Below are 25,746 nucleotides of genomic sequence, written 5' to 3'. Positions count from 1 at the left end.
CCGGAGTCGGTCTCGTCGAGGATCGCGACCTTCGGCTGGAGCAGGCCCAGCTGCAGGATCTCGTGGCGCTTCTTCTCACCGCCGGAGAAGCCCTCGTTCACCGAACGCTCGGCGAACGCCGGGTCGATGTCGAGGTCGGCCATCGCGCCCTTGACCTCCTTCACCCAGTGGCGGAGGTTCGGGGCCTCGCCGCGGACGGCGGTGGCGGCGGTGCGCAGGAAGTTCGACATCGAGACGCCGGGGACCTCGACCGGGTACTGCATGGCGAGGAAGAGGCCGGCGCGGGCGCGCTCGTCGACGGACATCTCCAGGACGTCCTCACCGTCGAGCGTGACGGTGCCCGAGGTGATCGTGTACTTCGGGTGACCGGCGATCGCGTAGGACAGCGTGGACTTGCCGGAGCCGTTGGGGCCCATGATGGCGTGCGTCTCGCCGGCCTTGATCGTCAGGTCGACGCCCTTGAGGATCTCCTTGGGAGCGTCCTCGCTGACGACCGAGACGTGCAGGTCCTTGATCTCAAGGGTGGCCATGACTTGCGGTTCTCCTGGTTGCCAATGGAAAGCTGGCGCTGGGCTGGAAGTCAGTTCGTGGTGGCGGTGACGTCGACGAAGACGTCGCCGTCACGGATGTCGACGGCGTAGACGTCGACCGGTTCGCTGGCGGGCGGCGACGAGGGCCGGCCGGTCGCCAGGTCGAAGCACGACCCGTGCAACCAGCACTCGATCCCCTTGCGGGAGACCTCGCCCTCGCTCAGCGACACCGCGGCGTGCGAACACAGATCGGCGAGGGCGTGCACCCGCTCGCCGTCGCGCACCAACACGATGTCGACGTCGTCGACGTTGGCGGCGAACGGCTTGCGGTCGTCCAGTGAGGACAGTGCACACACCCTGATCACGTGCCGACCGCCTCGAGCTCTGCCTCGATGGCGGCCTCGAGGCGCTCGCGCACCTCGGGGACCGTGATCTTCGCGATCAGCTCCTGGAAGAAGCCGCGCACGACGAGACGCCGCGCCTGGTCCTCCGGGATGCCGCGCGCCTGCAGGTAGAACAGCTGCTCGTCGTCGAACCGGCCGGTGGCGCTGGCGTGGCCCGCGCCCTCGATCTCGCCGGTCTCGATCTCCAGGTTCGGCACCGAGTCGGCGCGCGCGCCGTCGGTCAGGATCAGGTTCCGGTTCAGCTCGAACGTCTCGGTGCCCTCGGCGGCCGCGCGGATGAGCACGTCACCGATCCACACCGCGTGAGCGCCCTCGCCCTGCAGCGCGCCCTTGTAGACGACGTTGCTGCGGCAGTTGGGCTGACCGTGGTCGATGAACGGCCGGTGCTCCTGGTGCTGGCCCGCGTCCGCGAAGTACAGACCGAACAGCTCCGCGTCGCCACCGCGACCCGCGTACTGCACGACCGGCGTCACGCGCACGACGTCGCCGCCGAGCGTGACCACGGTGTGCTTGATGGTCGCGTCGCGACCGAGCTTCACGTGGTGCTGCGAGACGTGCACGGCGTCGTCGGCCCAGTCGTGGATGGTGATCACCGTGAGGTGCGCGCCGTCCGCGACGAGGAACTCGACGTTGTCCGCGTACGCGCCGGAGCCGCGGAAGTCCAGGATCACGGTGCCCTCGGCGAACTGCGAGGCCTTGATCTGGATGTGTCCGTAGGCGACGGCGCCCGCACCGGGACCGGTCACCGTGACGGTGGTCGGCTCGGACTTCGCGTCACCCGGCAGCGTCACGATCGTGGCGTTCTCGAAGGACGAGTACGCCTGCGCCGCGACGCGGTCACCGGGGGTGCCGGCGGTGCCGAGCCGCGAGTCGTCACGACTCGCGGTCTCGACGGTGACACCGGAAGCGGCGTTCACCTCGACGGCAGCGGACCCCGTTGCCGCAGCGCCGGAGTGCAGACCGGCCAGACGCTTGAGAGGCGTGAAGCGCCAGATCTCCTCACGGCCGCCCGGCACCTCGAACGCGTCCACGTCGTAGGACGTGAAGTGCTCCGCGCGCGAGGAGACGGGAACGACAGCTCCGTGGGAGTGAGGTTGAGTCGACAGGGCGGCCATGTCAGCCGACGGCCCCTTCCATCTGCAGTTCGATCAGGCGGTTGAGCTCGAGGGCGTACTCCATGGGGAGCTCGCGCGCGATGGGCTCGACGAACCCGCGCACGATCATCGCCATGGCCTCGTCCTCGTTCAGGCCGCGCGACATCAGGTAGAACAGCTGGTCCTCGGAGACCTTCGAGACCGTGGCCTCGTGACCCATCTGCACGTCGTCCTCGCGGACGTCGACGTACGGGTAGGTGTCCGAGCGGCTGATGGTGTCGACCAGCAGCGCGTCGCACTTCACCGTGGACTTCGAGTGGTGCGCCCGCTTGTTGACCTGGACCAGGCCGCGGTACGACGTGCGGCCACCGCCACGCGCCACCGACTTCGACACGATGGTCGAGGAGGTGTGCGGTGCCATGTGGACCATCTTGGCGCCGGCGTCCTGGTGCTGGCCCTCGCCCGCGAACGCGATCGAGAGGACCTCGCCCTTGGCGTGCTCGCCCATCAGGAAGACGGCCGGGTACTTCATGGTCACCTTGGAGCCGATGTTGCCGTCGACCCACTCCATGGTCGCGCCCTCTTCGGCCTTGGCGCGCTTGGTGACCAGGTTGTAGACGTTGTTCGACCAGTTCTGGATCGTCGTGTAGCGGCAGCGGCCGCCCTTCTTCACGATGATCTCGACGACGGCCGAGTGCAGCGAGTCCGAGGAGTAGATCGGCGCCGTGCAACCCTCGACGTAGTGCACGTAGGCACCCTCGTCGACGATGATCAGCGTGCGCTCGAACTGGCCCATGTTCTCGGTGTTGATCCGGAAGTAGGCCTGCAGCGGGATGTCCACGTGCACGCCCTTCGGCACGTAGATGAACGAGCCGCCGGACCACGTCGCGGCGTTGAGCGCCGAGAACTTGTTGTCACCCGCGGGGATGACGGACCCGAAGTACTCCCGGAAGAGCTCGGGCTGCTCCTTCAGAGCCGTGTCGGTGTCGAGGAAGAGGACACCCTGCTGCTCCAGGTCCTCGCGGATCTGGTGGTAGACGACCTCGGACTCGTACTGGGCCGCGACGCCGGCGACGAGGCGCTGCTTCTCGGCCTCGGGGATGCCCAGGCGGTCGTAGGTGTTCTTGATCTCCTCGGGCAGTTCCTCCCAGGAGGTGGCCTGCTTCTCGGTGGACCGCACGAAGTACTTGATCGAGTCGAAGTCGATCCCAGAGAGGTCAGCGCCCCAGTTCGGCATCGGCTTGAGGTCGAAGAGCTTGAGCGCCTTCAACCGGTACTCGAGCATCCACTCGGGCTCGTCCTTCTTCGCCGAGATGTCGCGGACGACATCCTCGCTGAGGCCTCGGCGGGCGCTCGCGCCTGCAACGTCGGAGTCGGACCAGCCGAACTCGTAGTTGCCGAGAGACGCAATCGTCTCTTCCTGCGTGAGCGGAGACTGCACCGTGGTGGGCGTGCGCTGCTCGGCAGCGGCAGTCATGCGGGCTCCCCTCCATCATCTGGGATCCGTTGAACGTTCGGGATGTGCGTCGTGCACACGGCATGGCCGCTTGCAATCGTCGCGAGGCGCTGCACGTGGGTTCCGAGGAGGTTCGCGAACGTCTCCGTCTCGGTCTCGCACAGCTGGGGGAACTCAGCCGCCACGTGGGCGACCGGGCAGTGGTGCTGGCACAGCTGCTCGCCCACACCGACGTGGCGTGTCGCCGCAGCGTAACCCTCCCTGGTCAGCGCGGCAGCGAGGGCCGTCGCCCGTTCGGCGGGTGTGGCCTGGGCCACGATCGCCGCCCGGTGGCGGTCCACGAGCGCGTCGACACGACTTTGAGCGAACGCCCTGACCGCTTCCTCTCCACCCGTTCGGGCGAGGAACCTGATCGCGGCGACCGCGAGGTCGTCGTAGGCGTGGCCGAACCGGGCGCGTCCGGCGTCAGTCAGCAGGAAGAGCTTCGCGGGACGGCCACGACCTCGCTGGGTGCGGCGGGGTGCGTCCCTCGTGGTCGCCTCGCCGTCCGCGAGCAGTGCGTCGATGTGTCGGCGCACAGCCGTGGGGCTGATGCCCAGTTCCTCGGCGACTCCTGCCGCGGTGACCGGGCCCTGCTCCAGAAGGAGCCTGGCGACAGCGCGCCGAGTCCTGCCGTCGTGCTGCGGCACGGCGTCCAGGTGGGTCTCGGCGTTTTTCACAACACCAGTGTTGCGTATTTCGCCGGAGGTCGCAAAGATCGCGGTCACAGGGTGACCTGACTCACGGCGGAACGCGCCTGGAGCGGTGCTCGAGGCCGCGGCCACCGGGCTGGATACCCTGCCCGCATGTCCACGAACGGCGGAACCAGCGCTCCGGAGAGCGACGTCCTGAACGGCCGTGAGCGCCGTCAGCTGGACATCGTCCGCCGCTGGGGCACCATCGGCGCTCTCCTGCTGACCGTCGGGTCCCTCGGTGGTGGCGCCGCGCCTATTTACTCACCGCTGTACGGCGTGCCCGTCCTGGGGCTCTTCTCGAGGATGCCCAGCGTCGCGATGGGCGTCGTCTGGACGGGCATCTTCATGATCGTGTCGGCCTGGCTCGCGCTGGGCCGGTTCGTGCGCCCCGGCAGGCCGCGGCTGATCTCGCGCGGCCAGATGGACCGCACGCTGCTGATGTGGACCGTTCCGCTGGTCTTCTGCGTGCCGATGTTCTCCCGCGACGTGTACTCCTACCTCGCGCAGAGCGAGATCGCGGCGCGCGGGCTCGACCCGTACGAGCTGGGGCCGGCGAACGCGCTGGGCGTCGACCACGTGCTGACCCGCGGTGTGCCGAACATCTGGCGTGAGACGCCCGCGCCGTACGGGCCGCTGTTCCTCGCGTTCGGCCGGTTGACCGCGATGCTGACCGGTGACCACGTCGTGTCCGGCGTGTTCGTGCACCGGCTGCTGGTGCTCTGCGGGCTGGGGATGATCGTGTGGGCGCTGCCCCGGCTCGCCGCGCGGTTCGGGGTGTCGCCGGTCGGCGCGCTGTGGCTGGGCGCGCTGAACCCGCTGGTGCTGTTCCACATCGTCATCGGCGTGCACAACGACGGCCTGGCGCTCGGCCTGATGCTCGTCGGCGTGGAGCTCGCCATGCGCGGGCTGGAACCGCTGAAGTGGTCGTGGATCACGCTGGGCGCCGGGATCATCGTGTGCGGCGCGATGGTGAAGATCCCCGCGATGGCCGCGCTCGGCTTCCTCGGCGTGCTGGTGGCGCGCAAGCTCGGCGGCCGGATCAAGCACCTCGCGATCGTGGCCGGGGTGCTGGCGGTCATCGCCGCGGCCGGGGTGGTGGTGATCTGCCTCGGCACCGGGTTCGGCTTCGGCTGGATCGAGACGCTGAACGTCGCGTCGACCGTGAAGTCGTGGATGTCGCCGCCGACGGCACTGGGCTTCCTGGGGGCCGGCACCGGGATCCTGCTGGGGCTGGGCAACCACACCGAGTCGGTCATCGCGCTGGCGCGGCTGATCGGGCAGGGCATCTCGGTCGTCATCACCGTCGGGCTGCTGTGGCGCAGCTTCAAGGGCCGGATCAAGGCGATGAACGGGCTGGGCGCGGCGCTGGGCGCGATCCTGGTCCTCGGGCCGGTGCTGCAGCCCTGGTACGTGCTGTGGGCCGCGCTGCCGCTGGCCACCGCGGTCGTGGGGCCGAAGTTCCGGATGTTCGCGATGGTCACGTCGGCGGTGATCGCGGTGATCCTGCCGCCCACCGGGTCGGCGTTCGACGGGCGGGCCTACACGGTGCCGCAGGCCGTCGCGGGCGCCGTCATCACGTTCGCCGTGTGCGTGCTGATCGCGCGCAAGCGGGTGGGGCCGTTCCTGAGATCCGACACGGCCACGTGAATCGGTAACCACATCCGTTCGGCGGACGAGTACCTCCTAGTAGGGGGAAGATCGACGCCGGAGGGGGTGGTGCGGCATGAGCGGACAACCCATGTCGCGGGAAGAGGTCCGGTTCGCGGTCGTGCTCAACGGGGGCGTGAGCCTGGCCGTCTGGATGGGCGGCGTCGTGCTCGAGCTCGACCGCCTGACCAGGCAGGGGAGCACGTACCAGCCGTTGCTGGACCTGGTGGGCTGCACGGCGAGGGCGGACGTCATCTCCGGCACGTCGGCGGGCGGCATCAACGGGGCCGCGCTGGCGTTGTCGCAGGTCAACAAGAACGCGGACCTGAGCAGGCTGCGGGACCTGTGGGCGGAGCAGGGCCGGATGGAACAGCTGCTGCGGACGCCGTTCCGCGGCCAGCCCGCGAGCCTGCTCAAGGGGGACGAGTTCTTCTACCCGCGGTTGCAGGAGGCGCTGGCCCGCCTCACCGCGGACTTCGAGCCCACCGAGGCCCACGAGCGGCCGATCGACCTGCGGATCACGACCACCCTGCTGGGCGGCGTTCCGACGATCACCTACGACGACCTGGGGCAGCCGCTCACGCAGTCGGTGCACCAGGGCTCGTTCTCGTTCCGCCGCGACGCCTACGACTGGGTCAGCGAGGACACCCGCGACGACTTCACCGGCGAGACGCTGCCCGACCGCGTCCAGCAGCTCGCGCTGGCGGCCAGGTCGAGCGCCAGCTTCCCGTTCGCGTTCGAGCCGAGCTTCATCCCCGTCGGCGGTCAGGGCACCCCCGACCGCCCCGACATGGCGGACGTCGCGAGCTGGGCCAACGGCGGTGACCGCAGCAGGTTCGCCGTCGACGGCGGCGTCCTGGTCAACACGCCGACCAGGGAAGCCCTCGAAGCCATCGACCGCATGCCGGCGGACGGGCCGGTGCGCCGGGTCATGCTGCTCGTCTTCCCGCACGCCGAGCCGCTCGGCTCCGAGCCGCGGGCGGACACCTCCGCCGCGGGGTTCACGACGGTCAGCTCCGGCGCCAAGCTGCTGAGCGCCATGTCGAGCCAGGCCAACCGCACCTACGTCGAGAAGATCGAGGAGCACAACCGGCGCGCCGCTTCGAGCAGGGGCGGCCGGATGGCGTTGCTGGAGCGGCTGCACGCGAGCGGCGGGAACGTCGTCGACGAGGTGTACTCGCTGGCGGACAAGCTCTTCGGCCACTACGAGGACGTCGAGATCCGGCTGGCCGCGCGCCAGGTGACCGCGCAGCAGTTCGCGCTGCCCGGCGGGAACCCGGCCAACTGGTCGTTCGAACGGGCGCGCCGGGCCGCCGAGACCGCGCAACGCGAGTGGAAGAAGAAGCACGGCGTGCTGCCGTACGTGCCGGGTGTGAAGCTGCCGAGCACCGTGTGCCGCGAGGACCTGGGCTGGGAGTGGGGCATCACGATGGCCGAACGCCTCGGCGCGTCGGCACTCGACCTGCTCAAGCGGCTCGTCTGGGTCGCGCCGGACGGCATGGCGGACGCGATCGGCCGGTCGCGCGGGCAGCTCCACCAGGTCCGCGCGGAGCTGCGCAGGCTGCGCAGCGAGCTGTTCGCGTGGAAGCCGTCGGACTCGCTCGGCCGGGAGTACTGGACCGGCAGGCTCGCGAGCTACCACGAGCAGATGGTCGACGGGCACCTCGGTCTGGAGGTCAAGGCGCAGGTCGCCGAGATCGGCAGGGTGGTCGGGGAGGCCCAGAAGGTGGTCGAGAGCCTCGACCGGCACCGCCTCGAGCTCGGCGGGCTCCTGTGCTGGCACTCGCTGCTCTCCACCCCGCCCACCCGGCAGGAGGCCGGGCTCGGCGACGGCGAGCGGTGGCTGTCGCGCCTCCTCGCGCTGGAGGTCGCCGGGACCTGCCTGTCCGACGAGGCCTCGACGGGGCCGGACACGCCGGTCGAGCTGGTGCAGGTGTCGCTGCAGACGCGCAACGCGTTCGCCCAGCAGTCGATCACCGCCGACGACAAGGCCGGTGGCGCGTCGCTGTCGCGGTTCTCCGGGTTCCTCAAGCGGTCGTGGCGGGTCAACGACTGGATCTGGGGACGGCTCGACGGCGCCACCATGCTGTGCCGGGTGCTGTTCGACCCGCGGCGGCTGCGCAGGATGGACCTGCTCGGCCGGCCGGAGGGCGACGAGCGCACGCCGGAGGAACGCGCGCAGGCCGTCGTCGACAGCGTCGTCGAGTCGATGTTCGGGCCCGAGCTGCCGATCCAGGTCGCCGCGTGCGCGGTCGAGGCCGCGAAGGAGCTGGCCGCCCTCTACCGCGCCGACGGCGAGCTGTCGCCGTCGTCGACCAAGCTCGCCGAGCTGGCCGCGTGGGGCCTGCACTGGCGCATCATCTGCGAGGAGCTCCCCCGGCTGCGGGCCGCGATCATCGCCGACCGCGGTGACGGCGCGGACCGGCGTTCGCGCGGTGAGCTGTTCCTGGAGGAGCACGCGGACCTGTTGCGGCGCCTCGGCGACCCGCGGGAGCACACCGTCACGCTCGGCATGTCCGCGTTGAACGCGTTCGACCGCGCGGGCATCGGTCGCGAGCCCCTCACCCAGGAGGCCGCGTCCGACCAGATGATCCGCACGGCCGCGACCGCCGCGGCCGTCGCGGTGACGGTCGCGGACTCCGAACGGCTGGGGATCGCCGCGGTCCGCCCGGTCACGCGGGTGATCCGCGGAGCCGCGCTGCTGCCGTACTGGACGATCACCGGCCTGACCAGGGGCGGCAACCTGGCGCAGTTCCTGGGACTTCTCGGTCTGGCGGTCGGCGGCGCGCTCGTCGTGATGGCGTTGTTCGGTCTGCTGCCCGCGTGGGCCGCGGGTCCGGGCGGAGCGCTCGGTGCCGCCTCGCTGCTCGCCGCTTTCGGTTACGCCGCCCTGCGAAGCGGCACGATGCTGCACGGGCTGGTGCTGCTCTCACCCGTGATCCCGTTGGTGGCCATAGCGATCGACAAGCTGCCGGGTGACAGGGCGCAGGTCACGACCGGCACGGTCACCGTCGCCGGTGTCGCGCTGGTCGTCACCGCGCTGCTGGTGCTGGGGTCGCTGCCGTCACCGGTCCGCACGCCGCTCGCGGTGCTGGCGGACTTCAAGCCCCTGGAGCTCCTGAGGCGGCGCTGGAAGCAGGCGGCCGTGGTGCTGGCGGTCGTGGGCATGGCGTGGGCCGTGTGGCGGTTCGAGCTGCACCTCGAGCCGTGGCTGGTGATCCCCGCGTCCGTCCTCTGTGGAGCGTTCGGCGTCTGGATGGCGCTGTCCGGCGGCAAGTCGCTGCAGCGCTGGCGCCGGGTCGAGGGGGTCTGGGGCACGGAACGCGCCGAGCCGCCCGCCGCCGCGACCGCGGGCTGGGCCGTGGTCTACGGCATCGGCTACCTCGCGGTGGCCGACGTGCTGCTGCTGATCGGGCCGCCGGGCTGGGGCTGGCGGGCGGTGATCGGCACGGCGCTGGTGTTCGGCCTGACGTTGCTGCTGGTCACGTCCTGGTACGTGCCCCGCGCGGAACGCCGCCGGATCCGCCTGCAGCTGGTGGACGAGGCGATTCCGACGATCTACTCGCCGGACCGCCCCATCGCGGACGTGCTGCGCGAACGCCTGGAGGGTCACGCCTCGCTCTACCGGTTCCTCGTGCGAGGAGAGGGCGAACATCCGTCGCAGCTCACCCTCTCGCCGGCCGGACTGGTTGTCGCGCAACGAATTGAGACGAAGCTGCGGCCGGGAACCATCCGCAATGGACTCTCGACCGACCCTGTACGTTGAGGCAGATGAGGGCCGACGCCGCACGCAACGTCGAAGCGGTGCTGCGCGCGGCCGCTCGGGTGTTCTCGACGGATCCCCTCGCGCGGATCAGCGACGTCGCCGCCGCGGCGGGCGTGGACAAGCGGACCGTCTACCGGCGCTTCGACTCGCGCGAGGAGCTGCTGCTGGCGGTCTACCGCGCGCGGCTGGACCGGCTCTCGGCACTGGTCGACGCCACCCTCGACGACCGCCCGGTGCGCGACGCGCTGCTGGCGTTCGCCGAGGGTGGCATCCGGCTCAGCCGCGACTGGCCGGTCGACATCCGCGCGGTGACGGACCCGGCGATCCGCCGGCGGCGCGAGGAACTGGACGCGCGGATGGACGGCTTCCTGCGCCGCGCCGAGCAGGCGGGCGTGATCGCGACCGGCCTGCCGGACGGCTGGTCGTTGCGGATGCTGCAGACCCAGCTGCACACGGTCGCCCAGGAGATGCCGGCGCTGCAGCCCGGCCCGGCCGCCGCGCTCGTGGTCGAGACGTTCCTGCACGGCGTCGGCACCTGACCTGTGACCCAGGCCATGCCCTTCGCGGGCATTTTCACGCCCTCCCGAACGTCGTAAGTGTCATACCACGTGACACTTAGGAGTGGACGATGACGAGGACATGGCTCATCACCGGCGCGTCGAGGGGCTTCGGCCGCGAACTGGCCGAGGCCGCGGCCGAAGCGGGTGACCGGGTCGTCGCGACGGCGCGACGTCCGGAGCAGCTGGAAGACCTGGTGGCGCGGCACGGCGACCGCGTGCGCGCCGCCGCGCTGGACGTGACCGACCCGGCCGCGGCCCGCCGTGCGGTCGAGCAGACCGTCGAGGCGTTCGGCTCGCTCGACGTGGTCGTCAACAACGCCGGGTACGCCAACAGCGCGCCCATCGAGGAGATGGCGGAGGACGACTTCCGCGCCCAGGTCGAGGCGAACCTGTTCGGCGTCGTGAACGTGACCCGCGCGGCCCTGCCGGTGCTGCGGCGGCAGCGTTCCGGCACGTTCGTGCAGTTCTCGTCGGTAGGCGGCCGCGCGGGCGGCACACCGGGCATGGGCGCCTACCAGACGGCGAAGTTCGCGGTGGAGGGCTTCTCCGAGGTGCTGGCGAACGAGGTGGCGCCGTTCGGCGTGCGGGTCGTGATCGTCGAACCGGGAGCGTTCCGCACCGACTGGCAGGGATCGTCGATGGTCCGCCACGAGGTCGGCCAGGACTACGAGGAGACCGTCGGCGCGATCAACCGGTTCCGCGACGAGACCGACGGCGCGCAGCCAGGCGACCCCGCCCGCGCCGCGCGGGTGATCCTCGACGTCGTCACCTCGGACTCGCCGCCGCGCAGGCTCGTGCTGGGTGCCGCCGCGGTCGAGCACGTGCTGGCGGCGGAGGCGAGGCGCACCGCCGAGACCGAGAAGTGGGCCGCGGTGAGCGCGTCCGCCGACTTTCCCGCCGACGAGAGCTGACCGCACCGCCCGGTGGCGCATCCTGCGACACCACATCCCCGCCGCATCACGCGACCGAGCCGCCCCGACGATGACCACTGGCCCGGCCGCCCCCTGCGCGACCGGGCCAGTGCCCCTCCAGTCCCCCGAGCCTCAGGCCGCCAGTGCGATGACCGGCGCCGTGCGTCCCATCGCCCGCGCGTACAGCCCCTCGAACCGGTCCAGCGTGGTCGCCAGCGCGTGGTGCGAGATGATCTCGCTGCTCGCGGCGCCCATCCGGGCGCGCATCGGCGCGTCGTGCACGAGCGTGTGCAGGCGCTGGGCCAGCTGGTTCACGTCGCCCGGCTCGAACAGCCAGCCGTTGCGGCCGGAGTGCACCAGGTGCGGCAGGGCCATGGCGTTGGCGGCGATCACCGGCTTGCCCGCGGCCATCGCCTCCATCGTCGCGAGGCTCTGCAGCTCCGCGACGCCGGGCATGACGAACAGGTCGCAGCGGGCATAGGCATCGAGCAGTTCGTCCTCGGACACGAAGCCGTGGAAGCGCACCCGGTCGGTGATCCCCAGGTCGCGGGCCAGGAGCTCCCACTCGGCCTTGCACGTGCCGTCGCCGACGATCTCGCCGAACGCGCCGGGCACGCGGGCCAGGGCTCGCAGGAACTCGTCGACGCGCTTCTCCTCGTCGAGGCGGCCGACGAACAGCGCGGTCGGGCGGTCGTTGTGCGTCACCGAACGCTGGTAGCGGGCGATGTCGATGCCGCACGACACGGGCACCGCGCGTTCGGGGAAGCCGCTCTCGTGCAGCAGCTGCACGGCGCGCGGGGTCGGGGCGGTGACGACGTCGGCGCGACCGAAGACGCGGGCCAGGTCGCGGTAGGCCCACTTGCGGGACAGGCCCTGCAGGAACGCCGGCACGTGGGCGTGGCTGAACAGGTTCTCCGGCATGAAGTGGTTGGTGGCGAGCGTCGGGATCCCCTGTGCCACGGCGGCGTTCAGCACGAACCGGCCCACCACGAAGTGCGCCTGGACGTGCACGACGTCCGGCTTCAGCGACCTGACCAGCTCGTCGGCCTCGCGGGAGACCTGCCACGGCAGGCAGAAGCGGAAGTCCGGGTAGAACGGCAGCCGGTGCGACCGCAGGCGGTGGACCGTCACGCCCTCGATCTCGGTGGCCCTGGGCGAGTCCGGGGCGATGACGTGGACGTCGTGACCCTTGCTCGCCAGACCGACGGCCAGGCGCTGGGCGAAGCGCGCGGCACCGTTGACGTCCGGCGGGAACGTGTCGGCGGCGATGACCACGCGCAGCGCGCTGGAGGTGTTCACGGGAAGCTCCGTTCGAATGATGACGCGAGGGTGACGAGCGAGTGCGAACACGCCGCTGGCAGCGGCGAGGGCGCAGGCGATCAGTGCCGCGCCGGTCCACGGGGACAGGTGCGCGGTCTCTCCGAGCAGGAAGGCGCCGAGGCCGACCGCGACCAGCGGGTCCACCACGGTCAGGCAGGCGACGGCGAGATGAGGGGGTCCGCCCGCGTAGGCGTGCTGGACCAGCCAGCCGCCGACGGCGAGCGAGAGCGCGATGCCGAGCACGGACGCGATGTGCGAGAGCCCGAAACCGCCTTGCTGCACCGACTGCGACACGGCGCGCATGAGCACGGACACGTACCCGTACGCCACGCCACCAGCCGATGCGAACGCCACGGCACGGATGCGCGCGTTCGTCGTGAGGGCGGCGACGACTCCAGGAACGGCGATCGCGCCGAGGGTGAACAGTCCCGCCGTGAGTTCAGCGTCGGGAACGACGCGGGTCGCGGTGGCGCTGCCGGAGGCGAGGAACACGAACGCGCCCACGCTCACGGTGGTGATCAGGATCGCGGGCAGTTCGCGGAAGCGGCGGTCGAGCAACGCGGTCAGGCCGATCGCGAGCACCCCGATCGGCTGCACGACGGTCAGCGGCGCCATGCCGAGCGCGGCGGCGTGCACTCCCGCACCGGCGATGAGCAACGCGAGTCCGCCGAGCCAGCGCGGCTCGCGCAGGACACCGGCGCGGGCACCGGTCTCGGCGACGGCGTCGTGCTGCAGGCGGGCCGCGAACGCGAAGCACACGGCGCCGAGCACGGCGAGCGTGATGGCGAGCAGTGTCATGTCGTGCGCCTCACCTGTAGTGCCGCGATGGCGAAAAGGAGTCCGTAAAGCGATGCGAACAAAACGCGTTCGGTCAGTCCGCGCGCCTCGAAACCGGCGAACGAAACGTGGCTGACCAGAAAAGCCGCGCTCGACACGGCCGCCGTTATTGCGACACCGAGCAGAGCCGGAAATTTCCTGGCGATCAGCAGTCCGGCGGCGGGCAACGCCATGAACATGACCGCGCCGGCGTACCGGTGGACGTAGCCGGACACGGAGGTCGCTGCTCCCGTGGGGTCGGTCGGAAAGATCGTCGACACGGTCAGCCCCGCCGACCAGGTGCCGATCAACCACTGCGCTGACCTGCCTACACCTCGCAGGTTGACGGCGAGCAACGCCGAAACGGCCGCGAGGCTAAGAGAGGTGGCCGCGAGCCAGCCGGTGCCGTTGTCGACGAACACGTAGTCGCTGATGACGTCGGTGATCGGGTTGAGCTGTCCTGCCGACACGACATGCAGGTAGAAAACCGGGACCAGTGAGAACACCAGTCCCCCGACCACCACACCACTTCTTTTCTCCCCCACCGCGAGCACGAGAAAAGTCTCTTGTGGTTTCGGTGATCAACCAATGGGGAACTCCCCCGAGCAAACCCTGAGGTGTCCCTGAGGTCCCGGGGTAGGGACAGCCCCACCTTTTTCAGCTCACCTTCAGGAACTGCGCCCAGCCCTGCCTTCTGGCGGATTGCCCGGACCGCCTAGGCTGCGTGCCTGTGAGCCCGAATCCCCAGCCTGCGGTGGAAGTGTCGGGGCTGGTCAAGAGGTACGGCTCGAAGACCGCCGTCGACGGCCTGGACCTCGTTCAGCAGCCCGGCACCGTTCTCGCCCTGCTCGGGCCCAACGGCGCGGGCAAGACGACGACCGTCGAGATCTGCGAGGGGTTCCGCTCGGCCGACGACGGCTCGGTGCGCGTGCTCGGCCTCACGCCCGGCTCCGAGGAGCTCCGCCCGCGCATCGGCGTGATGCCGCAGGGCGGCGGCGGTTATCCCGGCATCCGCGCCGGGGAGATGCTCAACCTCGTGGCGGCGTGCGCGGCGAACCCGCTCGACCCCAAGTGGCTGATCGACGTCCTCGGTCTCGGCGGCGCGGCACGCACCCCGTACAAGAGGTTGTCGGGCGGCCAGCAGCAACGATTGTCGCTCGCGTGCGCGTTGATCGGACGCCCCGAGCTCGTGTTCCTCGACGAGCCGACCGCGGGCATGGACCCCCAGGCGCGCCGTCTGGTGTGGGACCTAGTGGGGGCCCTCCGCGACGACGGCGTGGCCGTGCTTCTGACGACGCACCTCATGGACGAGGCCGAGACGCTGGCCGACAACGTCGTGATCATCGACGAGGGCCGTGTCGTCGCGCAGGGCTCGCCCGCCGAGCTGACCGCCAACCGCGCGGACGACCAGCAGCTGCGCTTCCGCGCCCGCCCCGGCCTCGACACCTCGCTGCTGTCCGCCGCGCTGCCGGAGGGCCTGAAGGTGCGCGAGGCCACGCGCGGCCAGTACGTCGTGGAGGGTCTGATCGACCCGCAGGTCGTCTCGACCGTCACGTCGTGGTGCGCGCAGCAGGGCGTGCTGGCCGAGGAGCTGACGGTGGCCAAGCGCAGCCTCGAAGACGTTTTCCTGGAGCTGACCGGCAGGGAGCTGCGCTCGTGACCACCTTCGCTCCCGGCACCTTCAAGCCGGCGCCCGGCCGCGGGTCGCTCGGCAGGATGCTCCTCGTGCACGCCCGCACCGAGGCGATGCTGACGTTGCGCAACGGCGAGCAGATCCTGCTGACGGTCCTGATCCCGCTGGCGCTGCTCATCGCTCTCAGCCTGATGTCGGTGATCCCGATGCCGGAGCCGCGCGTCGGTTCCGCGACGGCACGGATCTTCGCGCTGGCGATCATCTCCTCGGCATTCACCGGACAGGCCATCGCGCTCGGGTTCGACCGCCGTTACGGCGTGCTGAAGCGGCTGTCGGCCTCCGCGCTGCCCCGGTGGCTGCTGGTCGCCGGACGCGTCTGCGGCGCGCTCGTCGTCGTGGCGATCCAGATCGTGCTGCTGGCCGTCACCGCGCTGGTCCTGGGCTGGCGGTTCCCCTTGAGCGGCCTGCCGTGGGCGGTGCTGCTGATCGTCCTGGGCACGCTCACCTTCGGTGCGCTGGGCGTGCTGCTGGGCGGCGCGCTGCGGGCCGAGATCGTGCTGGCGCTGGCGAACATCATCTGGTTCGTGCTGCTGATGGTCGGCGGCGTGGCGCTGTCCGTGCCCGTCGGCTTCGTGCACCTGCTGCCGTCCGCCGCGCTCGCCGAGGCGCTGGAGACTTCTGTGGTGCACGGCACGGCACCGGGTGCGGGCCCCGTCGCAGTGCTCGTGGCCTGGGGCGTTGTCGCGGGCGCCTTGGCTACCCGAACGACTCGCCTGACCTGACCGCGCCTACCATCGTGGGCGTGTCGAAGCTGACCGCCTTTCTCGTGTCCTGGCAGCGCGCGTTCGCGATTGCCGTCGTCATCGCGCAGGCCGGAATCGCGGTCACCGGGTCGATCGTCCGCGTGACCGGTTCGGGCCTCGGCTGCCCGACGTGGCCGGAGTGCGTCGAGGGCAGCGTCGTCCCGGTCGAGCACCCCGAGGTAGCGGCCCTGCACCAGTGGGTCGAGTTCGGCAACCGGACGCTGACGGGCGTCGTCGGCATCATCGCGGGCCTGTGCGTCCTGGCGGCGTGGTTCCACCTCCCCCGGCGCAGGCGCGTCCTGGTGCTGTCGCTGGTCCAGCTCGTCGGTGTGGCCGTCCAGGCGGTCGTCGGCGGCATCACGGTCCTGGCGGGCCTCGCCTGGTACACCGTGTCGGTCCACTTCATGATCTCGATGGTCCTGGTGTGGATGGCCGTGCTGCTCGTGAGCTCGCTGTCCGAGGGCGACGGCCCCGCACGACTGCTCGTCCCGGCCCCGCTGATGAGGCTCCAGGTCGTCATGGCCGCCGTGCTGGGCGCGCTGCTGCTCGCGGGCACCTGGGTGACGGCCGCAGGCCCGCACGCCGGTGACGCCGCGACGCCGCGCCTGGACGTGGAGGTCGCGACGCTCGCGCAGGTCCACGCGGACCTGCTGTTCCTGTTCCTGGGCCTGCTGATCGCCGTCGGCTTCTTCACGCGCACCCGCGCCTACTGGACGCTGGTCGGCGTCGTGCTCGCCCAGGGCGCGCTCGGCATGGTCCAGTACTGGACCGGCGTACCCGAGGTGCTCGTCTCGATCCACGTGCTGGGCGCCGGCGCGGTCGTCGTCGCCACAGCAGCACTGTGGACGTCGTCGCGCGAGCGCACGCACTCCGTGGAGCTGCCCGCCTCCGACGATCAGGCGCTCAGCAAGGCCTGAGCCTCGCGCTGGTCGTTGTGCCCGGCCCAGTGGGCCGGTGTCGCCTCGAAGTTGGCGTCGGTGATCGTCCTGTCCGCCCCCGCGTCGAGCAGCATCCGGATCACCGGCAGGTGCCCGCGCTCGGCCGCGAGGTGCAACGCCGTCACACCCTCACCGTGCATCGGCCCCCCGAACCCCGTGCGCTGGTCGGGGTTCGCGCCGAGATCCAGCAACGCGCGGGTGGCGTTCTCCAGCCCCCGGTAGGCCGCCCAGGCGAGCGCGGTCCCCCGGTACACGTCCGCGTCGATCCGGGCGCCCCGCTTGAGCAGGTCGCCGAGAACCTCGACGCGGTCGTTGCGGGCGGCCCACGACAACGCCTCGTCGAGCACTTCCTGCGGGTCGTCGGTAGGCCACCACCGCGGAAACCCGCTGTGCGGCCGGTAGTAGCCGCGCTTGGCCTCGGGTTGGGTGGCGAGGTCGAGGTCGCCGAGCCCGGCCGCCGTCCTCAGGTTGGGCGGATCGTCCCCGAGCAGTTCCGCCGTCTCCCTGTTCCCCCAGAACAACGCGACGGTGAGCGGCGTCCCACCCTCCCCGCGCGCTTCCAGATCCGTCCGCGCACCTCTGCCGAGCAGGAGCCCGGCCAGGCCAGGCAGGTTCGCGTAGGCCGCCTGGTGCAACGCCGTCCAGCCGTGGACGTTCTGGTGGTTGATGTCCGCGCCGTCGTTGAGCAGCACCTCGACCAACCTCTCGTCCCGCGTGGCAGCGGACAGCCCGAGCAGGTCGTTGCCGTTGGTACCACTGGCTTTCACGAGCCACGGATCACGCGTGATGATCGCCTTGAGCTCGCCGGGGTTCCGCATCTCGATGGCCTGGTAGGCCCGCGCGAACGGCCGCGGCCGGCGGATGTTGGCCTCGAGCGCCTTCCAGTCCTGACACCCGTGGGCCTGGGCGAGCACCATGCGCGCACCCTCGTCGGTCAGCGGCACGTCCTCGAACACTTCCAGCGCGCCCGGCACCCCGTCCCACGCGGAGGCGAGCAGTCCCCTGGCACGCTCCTCGTAGTACTCGACGTCGTCGCGGTACGGGTGCCACATGGCACCACGCTACTTCGGCGAAGTGGGCCTGCGCTCCCACAAAGCGGGAAGTTCCTCTGAGAGCCAACCGTAGAGGTGGTCGACGGTCTTGAGACGCATCGCGCGCTCAGGATCCCCGCTGAGCAACCGCATGCCGTCGTCAGTCAGCGTCTGCACACTCGCGATGGCGTGGAGCTTGCGCTGGATGAACTCGGACCACGCCTTCTCGTTGATCCGGTACTCGGCGGCCTGCCGCCCGCGCCGGGTCCGCTTGGTCACCAGCCCGACGTTCACCAGGTACTTGAGGTTCGTGCTGATCGACCCGCTACTGGCCTCGAGCTCCTGCGACAACTCCGCTGCGGTCCGCTCGACCGGCTGGCACACCAACAGGTAGCCGAGAATGCGCCCGCCGATGAGCGGGATGCCCTCTTCGGCGAAGTGGGCGGCGAACCGCTCGATCCAGGCGGACAGCCGGGTTTCCCTGCCTACGCTCACCGATGATCCCTTTCGGTTGACACTGAAATCATCGTAACGATCTCGTCAACAGGTGCAGGCAAACGCTGCGCGAAGCGGGCAGGGCTGTTGCCGAGCTGGGAAGCGATGACCACCAACGCCTCGAAACTGCCCGAGCAACCACCCACGCAAGGCGACCCGACGCACGGCCGGTGACCCCTCCGACGGAACGCGACCAGCGCACGCGACAAGACCCCGCACGGCCCGCATGCCGCCCCTGCAAACGCCAGAAGGCCCCTCCCCAGAACCCAGGGAAGAGGCCTCCAGCCACCCACAACGTCAGCAGACAGGCGCGAGCGGAGTCGTCTCATCAGGACCGGCTCGCCGCCGCCACCGGTCCAGCTTCGCGTGCTCGGTCAACGAGATCAGCGTCTCCCGGACGGAAGGCCGAACCCGGGGATCGCAGTTCAGCACGGGAACCTCGGGAGCGATCCCCATCCCGCGGATGATCGCCTTCACGTCCGACCGGACGGACGCGTGCACGTTGTTCAACGCCAGCACGTACGGGATCCGGTGGTCCTCGAAGTACCGCATGGCGTCCACGGAGTCCGCGGGCCGCATGACGTCGAAGAGGACCACGGCACCGACGGCGCCGCGCACCACGTCGCTCCAGCCCGCGCGCGGATCCTGCCACTGGGGCGCCACGAACAGGTGCAGCGCGAGGCCGGGGTCGAGCCAGACGCGTCCGAACTGGATGCGCACCAGCTCTGTCACCAGGCCGGCCCGTTCCGGTGCGAGCGCGGACATCGTCAGCAGATCGTTGTCCGCGATCGTCCTGATGAAGGTGCTCTTGCCCACGCCGAAGCCACCGGCGACGACAATCTTGGCCGAGGTCAGCTCCCGACCGGGAGGCCCAGGGGGCCCGAAGTCGGGAAATCTAGAGCCGACGTAGTCCACTCAGCACTCTCTCCATCAACCCGAGGTCCGGCGTGTCACCGCCCGCGGAAGCGGTCTGGTGCACGTCCACCAGACCTCGTTCCGCCATGTCGCCGAGCAACACCTTCACGACTCCCAGTGGGAGCCGCATCAGTGCGGCCACCTCCGCGACGGATCGCGGTGAACGGCACAGCTCGACAACGCGTTGGTGCTCAGACTGCAAGATACCTGCCGACCGCCTGCTCTGATCATTGGCGGAGACAAGTGTCTCGATCTCGAGATCGATGTTGGACCGTGTGCGCCCGCCTGTCCAGGCATATGCACGAACGATCGACGCGTCGGCGGGCTCGGCCACGCCGAAGTCGAAGTCCGGCGTTTCCACGCTCGGTGACGCGGGAACCTGCTCCGGCTCCGGCTCCGCCGAGGTGGACGCGCGCGGCCGTTTTCGGCCCGAGTCCAGGGAAAACCCGTTCATCAGGTCGGCGAAGGTCTGCTCGGCGGGCGTCTGCGCCCGCCTGCGTCGCCGGTTCGGGTCTGCGGCCGAACTCATGATCACCTCACGCTGTGCAGCTGCGCTCGCAGTTCGGGGGTGAGGATCTGGCCCACCTGGTCGACGACCACGGTCATCTCGTAGGCGACCTGGCCGACGTCGCTGTCGGGCGCGGCGAGAACCGCCAGACAGGACCCGTCTCGAATGGACATGAGAAGCATGATCCCGTAGTCCATCTCGATCACGGTGCGCAACACTCCGCCGCCTTCGAAACAACGCGACGCGCTCATCGTGAGCGCCACGACGCCGGAGGAGATGGCGGCCAGCTGCTCTGCCCTGTCCGGCGGGAGACCCGAGGACTTGGTGAGCAGGAGGCCGTCCACCGAGATCACGATCGCGTGGGCGACACCGGCCACGCGATCGGTGAAGTTCGTGATGAGCCAGCCGAACTGGTCCACCTTGCTCGACTGCGGCGTACTCATGCCTTCTCCCCGTTCCGCTGGCCGTTCCCCTGGCCGTTCACGTTCCCGCCGCCCAGCGGGGCCCCGCGCAGGCCCGTCTGGTAGCTCGCGAGAAACCCTCGTGCCCGTTCCGGATCGCGCTGCTTCGGGCCCACGGCAGGGCGTGCGCCGTTCTCCGCCGGACGTTCCGCGAGGTCGGGGAGCAGGTTCTTGCGCGGCGCCCGTTTCGGCAACCCGGCACCGGTCTCGCCGGCGTCCGCGGCGGGGTCGCCCGGCTGCTCCCAGACCGTCCCGCCGGGCTTCTTGCCGAACCAGGATGCCACTACGGACGGTGACGATGACGACCTGGGCGCGGGCTCCGATGTGGACCCGTTCGACGGATGATCACCGTTGACCGCGTGGCCCTGGCCTCCGGCACCCGAGAACCAGGATGACGTCGTCTCATTTGGTGTCTCTGCAGGCACGGACTTCTCAACGGCCGAGGAGCCGCGAGGGTTTCGCTGCGGCAGGGATTCGTCGATCGCCGCGCCGCGGAACGACATCCACTCGTCCGACTCGCGCGGGCGTTCGATGGCCGGCGCGGGTGCGGGTGGCGACGCCAGGTTCGGAGTCTTCACGACCACGTGCGGCGGCTTGGGGGTGAGCGCCTGCTTCGGCTGCGGCAGCGCGGCGTGACGCGGCTGGGCCGGTGCCGGGGCCTGCTCGTGCGAGCGGACGAGCTCCGCCGGGACGAGCACCAGCGCCCGCAGGCCTTCCCTGTCCTCCCCCGCCCCGCGCAGCCGCACGGAGATGCCGTGGCGGGACGCGAGACGACCGACGACGAACAGGCCCATCTGCCGCGACACCGGCACGTCGTCCGCGGTGTCGGCGGAGAGCCGCTCGTTGGCCTCGGCGAGTTCCGCGGGCCCCATGCCGATGCCCTGGTCGGCGACCTCGACGAGCACGGAACCCTGCGGGTCGAGCCGCGAGCCGATCACGACCTGGGTGGCGGGCGCGGAGAACGCGGTGGCGTTGTCCAGCAGCTCCGCGACGAGGCGCACGAGGTCGCTGGCGGCGTAGCCGACGATCTCGACCGACGGCGTCGACTTCACCACGACCCGTTGGTAGTGCTCGATCTCCGACGCGGCCGCGCGCAGCACGTCGGCCAGCGGGACGGGCTGGTGGAACCGACGCGCGACGTCGGTGCCGGACAGCACCATCAGGTTCTCGTTGTTGCGGCGCATGCGCGTCGCGAGGTGGTCGAGCTTGAACAGGTTGGCGAGCTGCTCGGGGTTCTCCTCGTGGCGCTCGAGCTCCTCCATGAGCTTGAGCTGGCGCTCGACGAGGCCCTGCGAGCGGCGCGACAGGTTGACGAAGATGTTCCTCATGCCCGACCGCAGCGAGGACTGCTCGACGGCGGACCGGATCGCCTGCTCGTGCACCGCGTCGAACGCGCGTGCCAGCTGGCCGAACTCCTCGCTGGTGTGCACGGGCACCGGCTCGATCTCGGTGTCGGGCTTGCGGTCCGCGCGGATCGCGGCGACGACCTCGGGGAGGTGGTGGTGCGCCACGTCGAGGGCGGAGCGCCGCAGCTCGCTGAGGGAGCGCAGCAGGTAGCGACCGATGACGAAGCCGAGCGTGCCGGCGATCAGCAGCATCGCGAGCAGGATGACCGCGGCGGCGCCGGCCTTGTTGGACGTGGTGTCCTGCAACACGGCGGCGGAGTTCGCGAGCTCGTCCTGCAGTTCGCGGACGACCTGCTCCATCAGGCGGGCGGTGGCTCCGGACGACTTGTTCCAGTCGTCGACGGCGATGCCGAACGACGGCGCCGGCTTCGGCTGGCCGGGCCGCGTGGTCGGCGGCGGCGTGCCGTCGGGCTGGGTGAGCGCGCGTTCGACGAGGGCGGAGCGGTTCGCGACGGCGGCACCGGTCACGGTCTGGTCGTAGGCACGGCGCTGCTCGGTCGTGCCGATGGCCTGGAAGTCGTTGAGGCGGTCCTGCAGGCGGATGTCGGACTGCTCCAGCACGCGGACCTCGGGACCGAGGAGCTTGCCGCGGCCGATCCCGGCCAGGACGATCGCGTGCTGCAGGGAGACCTGCTCCTGCGCGATGACCATGTTGTGCAGCGCCATCGCGGTGCCGGCGATGGCCTGGTCGCCGAACTGGCTGACGAGCGCCTGTTCGAAGTCCAGCAACGACTTCACGACCGCGGTGTAGCCGTTGGTGCCACCGGACGGGTCGCCGTCGTCGCCGCCCTGCGCCACCTTCTCGCGCAGGTTCTTCAACGTCTCGAGCTGACCGCCGAGCTCGGAGAACCGGTTGCGCGCGACGTCGCTCAGGCCGCTGGTGCGCTCGACGCGACGCCCAATGGTCGTCACGGCGTTGTCGGTGGACCTGATCTGGTTCTGGTAGGCGCCGACGCCGGAGCCGCTGGTGGAGCTCTGCGCGGCGAGCGTGCGTTCCTGCTGGACGCTGGAGATCAACGGCGCGAGATCGGCCCTGAGGCGCACCAGGCCCTGCATCTGCACGTAGCTGTTCGACCGGTCGACGTAACCGGAGATCTGCAACGCGCCCGCGCCGACGGCGACCGCCACCGGGACCAGCAGGACGACGCCGAGCTTGACGGGCAGGCGCCAGTTGCGCCAGTCGCTGATCTTTCTCCACTCGACATTCACGAAATGGTCCCCAAGGCGCGCTCGAAGTGCCCCACTTTCGGCTACCTCCTGGCCTGGTGAATCCCCACTAGTCGAGACACCCCTCGCAGTTCGATATCGAGAACCGGCGTGTCGGGTGTGAGCGGATAGTAGGCCAGACAGCGTGACGCGACAACGACCTGAGGAGTGCACGACTGATCACTGACCGTGACAGCCGCCCCGGTGGGGTGGTTGTCCGGGTACAAGGGATTGACTCACCGCCAAGCGTGGTTACGCTTGCGCCCTCCACCCCCGGTTTGGCCGCGGCCTTCGCGCAGGCGCTCGCCGGGCACTCCCCGTAACGAATGCGAGCGGTTGATGACGAAGGCGCTGCCCTCCGTGTCACGCCCGGCGACGCCCGGATTCGCCACGTTCGAAGAGCCCCGTCACTCATTGCTCATAGACGGTGACGGCGAGCCGGATTTCGGCGCCATCCAAACGAGTGAGGATTTCCTGGTGCTGAAGCGCCGGGTGGCTCGTTTCATTCTCCCGGCGACTCTGCTGTTCCTCGCGTGGTATGTCACGTTCGTATTGCTGTCGGCTTACGCCGCCGACTTCATGAGCACTCCGCTGTTCGGAACCGTGAACGTCGGCCTGACGATGGGATTTCTCCAGTTCGTCACCACGATCGTCATCACGATGGCTTACGCGCGCTACTCCAGGCGGAAGCTCGACCCGCAGGTCGACAAGGTGCGCGCACTGGTGGAAACCGATGAGGAGCTCGCGTGACCGGGGCGAACACCGCGATCAACCTGTCCGTCTTCGGCCTGTTCGTCCTGCTGACGCTCTACGTCGTGTACCGCGCGTCGACGCGGAACGTGAGCGCGTCGGACTACTACGCGGCGGGCAGCAGCTTCACGGGAACGCAGAACGGCATCGCGCTCTCGGGTGACTTCCTCTCCGCGGCGTCGTTCCTGGGCATCTCCGGCGCCATCGCCGTGAACGGCTACGACGGCTTCATGTACTCGATCGGGTGGGTCGTCGCCTGGCTGATCGGCCTGATGCTCATCTCGGAACGGCTGCGCAACACCGGCCGCTTCACGATGGGCGACGTGATGGCGTTCCGCATGCGCCAGCGCCCCGTGCGCGCGGCGGCGGCGAACGCGACGCTCGTCATCTCGCTGTTCTACATGATCGCGCAGATGGCGGGCGCCGGCGGCCTGATGGCGTTGCTGCTCGACGTCCACAGCAAGGTCGGCCAGGCGGTCATCATCGCGGTCGTCGGCATCGTCATGGTGCTGTACGTGCTGGTCGGCGGGATGAAGGGCACCACGTGGGTGCAGATCATCAAGGCCGTCCTGCTGATCCTGTCGGTCTCGCTGCTGACCATCTTCCTGATCGGCAAGTTCGGCTTCGACTTCTCGTCGATGCTCGACCGCGCGACGCAGCGCTCGCCGCTGGGCGAGGCCGTGCTGGCGCCGGGCGTGAAGTACGGCGGCACGGGCCTGTCGAAGATCGACTTCCTGTCGCTCGCCCTGGCCCTGGTGCTCGGCACCGCGTCGCTGCCCCACGTCCTGATGCGCTTCTACACGGTGCCGAACGCCCGTGAGGCCAGGAAGTCCGTCGTGTGGGCGACGTGGATGATGGTCATCTTCTACTCCTGCACCCTGGTCATCGGCTTCGGCGCGATGGCACTGGTCGGCAGCGACGAGATCACCAACGCCCCCGGCGGCGAGAACTCGGCGGCGCCGCTGCTCGCGTTCCAGGTGGGCGGCACGGTCCTGCTGGGCATCGTGTGCGCGGTCGCGTTCGCCACGATTCTCGCGGTCGTCGCCGGCCTGACCCTGACGGCGTCGGCCTCCTTCGCCCACGACGTCTACGCGAACGTCATCAAGCACGGCGAGACCGACCCGCACGACGAGGTCCGCGTCGCGCGCATCACCGCGGTCTGCGTGGGTGTGCTGGCGATCGTCGGCGGCATCGCGGCGAACGGCCAGAACATCGCCTTCCTGGTGGCACTCGCGTTCGCGCTGGCGGCGTCCGCGAACCTGCCGACGCTGCTGTACTCGATGTTCTGGAAGCGCTTCAACACGCGCGGCACGCTGTGGAGCATCTACGGCGGCCTCACGTCGTGCGTGCTGCTGATCGTGTTCTCCCCCGCGATCTCCGGCTCGAAGTCGTCCATCTTCCCGGACGTCGACTTCGCCTTCTTCCCCCTGTCGAACCCCGGCATCGTGTCGATCCCGCTGTCGTTCCTGGCCGGGTTCCTGGGCACGGTCCTCGGCGGGGAGAAGGCGGATCCGGAGAAGCAGGCGGAGATGGAGGTGCGCGGGCTGACCGGCATCGGGTCAGGCCTGCGCTAGAAGCTCCGCCACCGCGTCGTTGAACAAGCGCGGGCGTTCCAGGTTCGGCATGTGGGCGGCCCCGTCGACCACGACCAGCGTCGAACCTGGGACGCGTTCGCGCATGTACTCGGCGTCGGCGACCGGCGTGTACTCGTCGTCGCTGCCCACGATCACGAGCGTGGGCACGGTGATCGTGGTGAGCGTCCCGGAGTAGTCCGGTCGTTCCGCGCGGCCCCGCAACGCCGCCGCCGCGCCTTCCGGTGGCGCGTTGTGCATCATCCGCACGACGTACTCGCCGACAGCGGTGTTGTGCGGTGCGACCATCTTCCACTGCGCCTCGGTCGCGTACCCGGACATCCCTTCGCGCAGCAGCCGGTCCGCCATGTCGTTGCGGTTCCTGCGGCCCTCGTCCGTCTCCGCCTGCGCGAAGGTGTCGGCGAGGACCAGGCCGCGCAGGCGTCCGGGGAACTGGCGCACGCACTCCATGACGATCTGGCCGCCCATCGACAGGCCGCCGAGCACGAACCGCTCGACGCCGAGGTGGTCGAGCAGCGCCGCGATGTCGGACGCGAAGACCTCCAGCGGCGTGGTGCCGGGGACGACGGTGCTCTCGCCGTAGCCGCGCAGGTCCGCGGCGACCACCCGCCAGCCCGCGGCGCTGAAGTGCTCGACCTGCGGGCGCCACATCGTGCGGTCGAACGGATGGCCGTGCACCAGCACCAGCACGTCGTCGCCGGTGCCCTCGTCGTCGTAGCCGATGGTGATGCCGTTGACGGTCGCGGTGGTCATGGTCCGACCGTAGCGCG

Annotated in this window: 23 protein-coding genes; 9 read left to right on the top strand and 14 right to left on the bottom strand. The window is 70.1% G+C overall.

The annotated features are described in order from the left end of the window. The 5 genes from sufC to VM306_RS29230 all read right to left on the bottom strand — a co-directional run. Positions 1-530: Fe-S cluster assembly ATPase SufC (gene sufC / locus VM306_RS29250; protein ID WP_325520887.1), on the bottom strand; the 530-nt coding region annotated here is incomplete at its 3' end. A gap of 50 nt (positions 531-580) precedes the next feature. Next, positions 581-895 carry a non-heme iron oxygenase ferredoxin subunit gene (locus tag VM306_RS29245; protein ID WP_325520885.1) on the bottom strand — a complete coding sequence of 105 codons (315 nt, stop codon included), beginning with the start codon at positions 893-895 and terminating at the stop codon, positions 581-583. Beyond that, positions 892-2,049 (bottom strand): Fe-S cluster assembly protein SufD, encoded by a 1,158-nt coding sequence (gene sufD / locus VM306_RS29240; RefSeq protein ID WP_325520883.1) that lies wholly within the window; start codon positions 2,047-2,049, stop codon positions 892-894. The genes VM306_RS29245 and sufD overlap by 4 nt, the downstream gene beginning before the upstream one ends. A gap of 1 nt (position 2,050) precedes the next feature. Then, positions 2,051-3,505 carry a Fe-S cluster assembly protein SufB gene (sufB, locus tag VM306_RS29235; RefSeq protein WP_325520881.1) on the bottom strand — a complete coding sequence of 485 codons (1,455 nt, stop codon included), beginning with the start codon at positions 3,503-3,505 and terminating at the stop codon, positions 2,051-2,053. Beyond that, on the bottom strand, positions 3,502-4,203 hold the full coding sequence (locus tag VM306_RS29230) for a metalloregulator ArsR/SmtB family transcription factor (protein WP_325520879.1): 702 nt from the start codon (positions 4,201-4,203) through the stop codon (positions 3,502-3,504). The genes sufB and VM306_RS29230 overlap by 4 nt, the downstream gene beginning before the upstream one ends. Positions 4,204-4,329: 126 nt before the next feature. Here VM306_RS29230 and mptB point away from each other — a divergent pair, with 126 nt between their 5' ends. From mptB to VM306_RS29210, 4 genes are all read left to right on the top strand, one after another. Beyond that, positions 4,330-5,865, top strand: coding sequence for a polyprenol phosphomannose-dependent alpha 1,6 mannosyltransferase MptB (gene mptB / locus VM306_RS29225; protein WP_325520877.1), 1,536 nt, complete (start codon positions 4,330-4,332; stop codon positions 5,863-5,865). Positions 5,866-5,941: 76 nt separating this feature from the next. After that, positions 5,942-9,631 (top strand): patatin-like protein, encoded by a 3,690-nt coding sequence (locus VM306_RS29220; RefSeq protein WP_325520875.1) that lies wholly within the window; start codon positions 5,942-5,944, stop codon positions 9,629-9,631. A gap of 5 nt (positions 9,632-9,636) precedes the next feature. After that, positions 9,637-10,170, top strand: a complete 534-nt coding sequence (locus VM306_RS29215; protein WP_325520873.1) for a helix-turn-helix domain-containing protein — start codon at positions 9,637-9,639, stop codon at positions 10,168-10,170. Between the two features lie 89 nt (positions 10,171-10,259). Beyond that, positions 10,260-11,102 carry an oxidoreductase gene (locus VM306_RS29210; protein WP_325520871.1) on the top strand — a complete coding sequence of 281 codons (843 nt, stop codon included), beginning with the start codon at positions 10,260-10,262 and terminating at the stop codon, positions 11,100-11,102. Positions 11,103-11,234: 132 nt separating this feature from the next. Here VM306_RS29210 and VM306_RS29205 read toward each other — a convergent pair whose 3' ends face one another. Next, a complete protein-coding gene (locus VM306_RS29205) occupies positions 11,235-13,220 on the bottom strand; it encodes a glycosyltransferase (protein WP_325520869.1) in 1,986 nt (661 codons plus the stop codon). Next, positions 13,217-13,792: a DUF998 domain-containing protein gene (locus VM306_RS29200; RefSeq protein WP_325520867.1), complete on the bottom strand. Its 576-nt coding sequence runs from the start codon at positions 13,790-13,792 to the stop codon at positions 13,217-13,219. Before VM306_RS29200 ends, VM306_RS29205 begins: the two co-directional genes overlap by 4 nt. Before the next feature lie 176 nt (positions 13,793-13,968). On the opposite strand from VM306_RS29200, the gene VM306_RS29195 reads away from it, so the two are divergent. Genes VM306_RS29195 through VM306_RS29185 form a run of 3 tightly spaced genes read left to right on the top strand, consistent with a single transcriptional unit; the run spans position 13,969 to position 16,591 of the window. Then, entirely contained in the window at positions 13,969-14,898 is a 930-nt protein-coding gene (locus tag VM306_RS29195; protein WP_325520865.1) for an ABC transporter ATP-binding protein, read from the top strand. Next, complete coding sequence (locus VM306_RS29190) at positions 14,895-15,653, top strand: ABC transporter permease (protein ID WP_325520863.1); 759 nt, start codon at positions 14,895-14,897, stop codon at positions 15,651-15,653. The genes VM306_RS29195 and VM306_RS29190 overlap by 4 nt, the downstream gene beginning before the upstream one ends. A 20-nt stretch (positions 15,654-15,673) precedes the next feature. Beyond that, a complete protein-coding gene (locus VM306_RS29185; protein WP_325520861.1) occupies positions 15,674-16,591 on the top strand; it encodes a COX15/CtaA family protein in 918 nt (305 codons plus the stop codon). Here the strand turns inward: VM306_RS29185 and VM306_RS29180 are convergent. From VM306_RS29180 to VM306_RS29155, 6 genes are all read right to left on the bottom strand, one after another. Continuing rightward, the gene (locus VM306_RS29180; RefSeq protein ID WP_325520859.1) at positions 16,570-17,664 is read right to left on the bottom strand and encodes an ankyrin repeat domain-containing protein; all 1,095 of its coding nucleotides are present in this window, start codon (positions 17,662-17,664) and stop codon (positions 16,570-16,572) included. The two genes, VM306_RS29185 and VM306_RS29180, sit on opposite strands and share 22 nt — an antisense overlap. A gap of 9 nt (positions 17,665-17,673) precedes the next feature. Further along, positions 17,674-18,138: a transcriptional regulator gene (locus VM306_RS29175; RefSeq protein ID WP_325520857.1), complete on the bottom strand. Its 465-nt coding sequence runs from the start codon at positions 18,136-18,138 to the stop codon at positions 17,674-17,676. 297 nt (positions 18,139-18,435) lie between these two features. After that, positions 18,436-19,053 (bottom strand): ATP-binding protein, encoded by a 618-nt coding sequence (locus VM306_RS29170; RefSeq protein WP_325520855.1) that lies wholly within the window; start codon positions 19,051-19,053, stop codon positions 18,436-18,438. Then, complete coding sequence (locus VM306_RS29165; RefSeq protein WP_325520889.1) at positions 19,034-19,507, bottom strand: DUF742 domain-containing protein; 474 nt, start codon at positions 19,505-19,507, stop codon at positions 19,034-19,036. The genes VM306_RS29170 and VM306_RS29165 overlap by 20 nt, the downstream gene beginning before the upstream one ends. A 77-nt stretch (positions 19,508-19,584) precedes the next feature. After that, positions 19,585-20,004 carry a roadblock/LC7 domain-containing protein gene (locus VM306_RS29160; RefSeq protein WP_325520853.1) on the bottom strand — a complete coding sequence of 140 codons (420 nt, stop codon included), beginning with the start codon at positions 20,002-20,004 and terminating at the stop codon, positions 19,585-19,587. Continuing rightward, a complete protein-coding gene (locus VM306_RS29155) occupies positions 20,001-22,637 on the bottom strand; it encodes a nitrate- and nitrite sensing domain-containing protein (RefSeq protein WP_325520851.1) in 2,637 nt (878 codons plus the stop codon). Before VM306_RS29155 ends, VM306_RS29160 begins: the two co-directional genes overlap by 4 nt. A 336-nt stretch (positions 22,638-22,973) precedes the next feature. On the opposite strand from VM306_RS29155, the gene VM306_RS29150 reads away from it, so the two are divergent. Together VM306_RS29150 and VM306_RS29145 are read left to right on the top strand one after the other, a co-directional pair. After that, positions 22,974-23,384 carry a DUF485 domain-containing protein gene (locus VM306_RS29150; RefSeq protein WP_325520849.1) on the top strand — a complete coding sequence of 137 codons (411 nt, stop codon included), beginning with the start codon at positions 22,974-22,976 and terminating at the stop codon, positions 23,382-23,384. Then, positions 23,381-24,958 carry a cation acetate symporter gene (locus tag VM306_RS29145; protein ID WP_325520848.1) on the top strand — a complete coding sequence of 526 codons (1,578 nt, stop codon included), beginning with the start codon at positions 23,381-23,383 and terminating at the stop codon, positions 24,956-24,958. The genes VM306_RS29150 and VM306_RS29145 overlap by 4 nt, the downstream gene beginning before the upstream one ends. On the opposite strand, the gene VM306_RS29140 is transcribed toward VM306_RS29145, so the two are convergent. Further along, the gene (locus VM306_RS29140) at positions 24,944-25,729 is read right to left on the bottom strand and encodes an alpha/beta hydrolase (RefSeq protein ID WP_325520846.1); all 786 of its coding nucleotides are present in this window, start codon (positions 25,727-25,729) and stop codon (positions 24,944-24,946) included. The two genes, VM306_RS29145 and VM306_RS29140, sit on opposite strands and share 15 nt — an antisense overlap. Between the last annotated feature and the right edge of the window lie 17 nt (positions 25,730-25,746).

This window comes from Lentzea sp. (assembly GCF_035525475.1).
Taxonomy (GTDB): Bacteria; Actinomycetota; Actinomycetes; order Mycobacteriales; family Pseudonocardiaceae; genus Lentzea.
The sequence above is the reverse complement of the archived record's forward strand: the minus strand, read 5'-3'. Positions and strand labels throughout refer to the sequence as shown.

Bases quoted from the DNA above. Each gene is read 5' to 3' on its own strand.
- VM306_RS29140 (WP_325520846.1), bottom strand. From the start codon at position 25,729: ATGACCACCGCGACCGTCAACGGCATCACCATCGGCTACGACGACGAG.
- sufD (WP_325520883.1), bottom strand. From the start codon at position 2,049: ATGGCCGCCCTGTCGACTCAACCTCACTCCCACGGAGCTGTCGTTCCC.
- VM306_RS29180 (WP_325520859.1), bottom strand. From the start codon at position 17,664: ATGTGGCACCCGTACCGCGACGACGTCGAGTACTACGAGGAGCGTGCC.
- VM306_RS29210 (WP_325520871.1), top strand. From the start codon at position 10,260: ATGACGAGGACATGGCTCATCACCGGCGCGTCGAGGGGCTTCGGCCGC.
- VM306_RS29220 (WP_325520875.1), top strand. From the start codon at position 5,942: ATGAGCGGACAACCCATGTCGCGGGAAGAGGTCCGGTTCGCGGTCGTG.
- mptB (WP_325520877.1), top strand. From the start codon at position 4,330: ATGTCCACGAACGGCGGAACCAGCGCTCCGGAGAGCGACGTCCTGAAC.
- sufB (WP_325520881.1), bottom strand. From the start codon at position 3,505: ATGACTGCCGCTGCCGAGCAGCGCACGCCCACCACGGTGCAGTCTCCG.
- VM306_RS29165 (WP_325520889.1), bottom strand. From the start codon at position 19,507: ATGAACGGGTTTTCCCTGGACTCGGGCCGAAAACGGCCGCGCGCGTCC.
- VM306_RS29215 (WP_325520873.1), top strand. From the start codon at position 9,637: ATGAGGGCCGACGCCGCACGCAACGTCGAAGCGGTGCTGCGCGCGGCC.
- VM306_RS29205 (WP_325520869.1), bottom strand. From the start codon at position 13,220: ATGACACTGCTCGCCATCACGCTCGCCGTGCTCGGCGCCGTGTGCTTC.
- VM306_RS29160 (WP_325520853.1), bottom strand. From the start codon at position 20,004: ATGAGTACGCCGCAGTCGAGCAAGGTGGACCAGTTCGGCTGGCTCATC.
- VM306_RS29150 (WP_325520849.1), top strand. From the start codon at position 22,974: ATGACGAAGGCGCTGCCCTCCGTGTCACGCCCGGCGACGCCCGGATTC.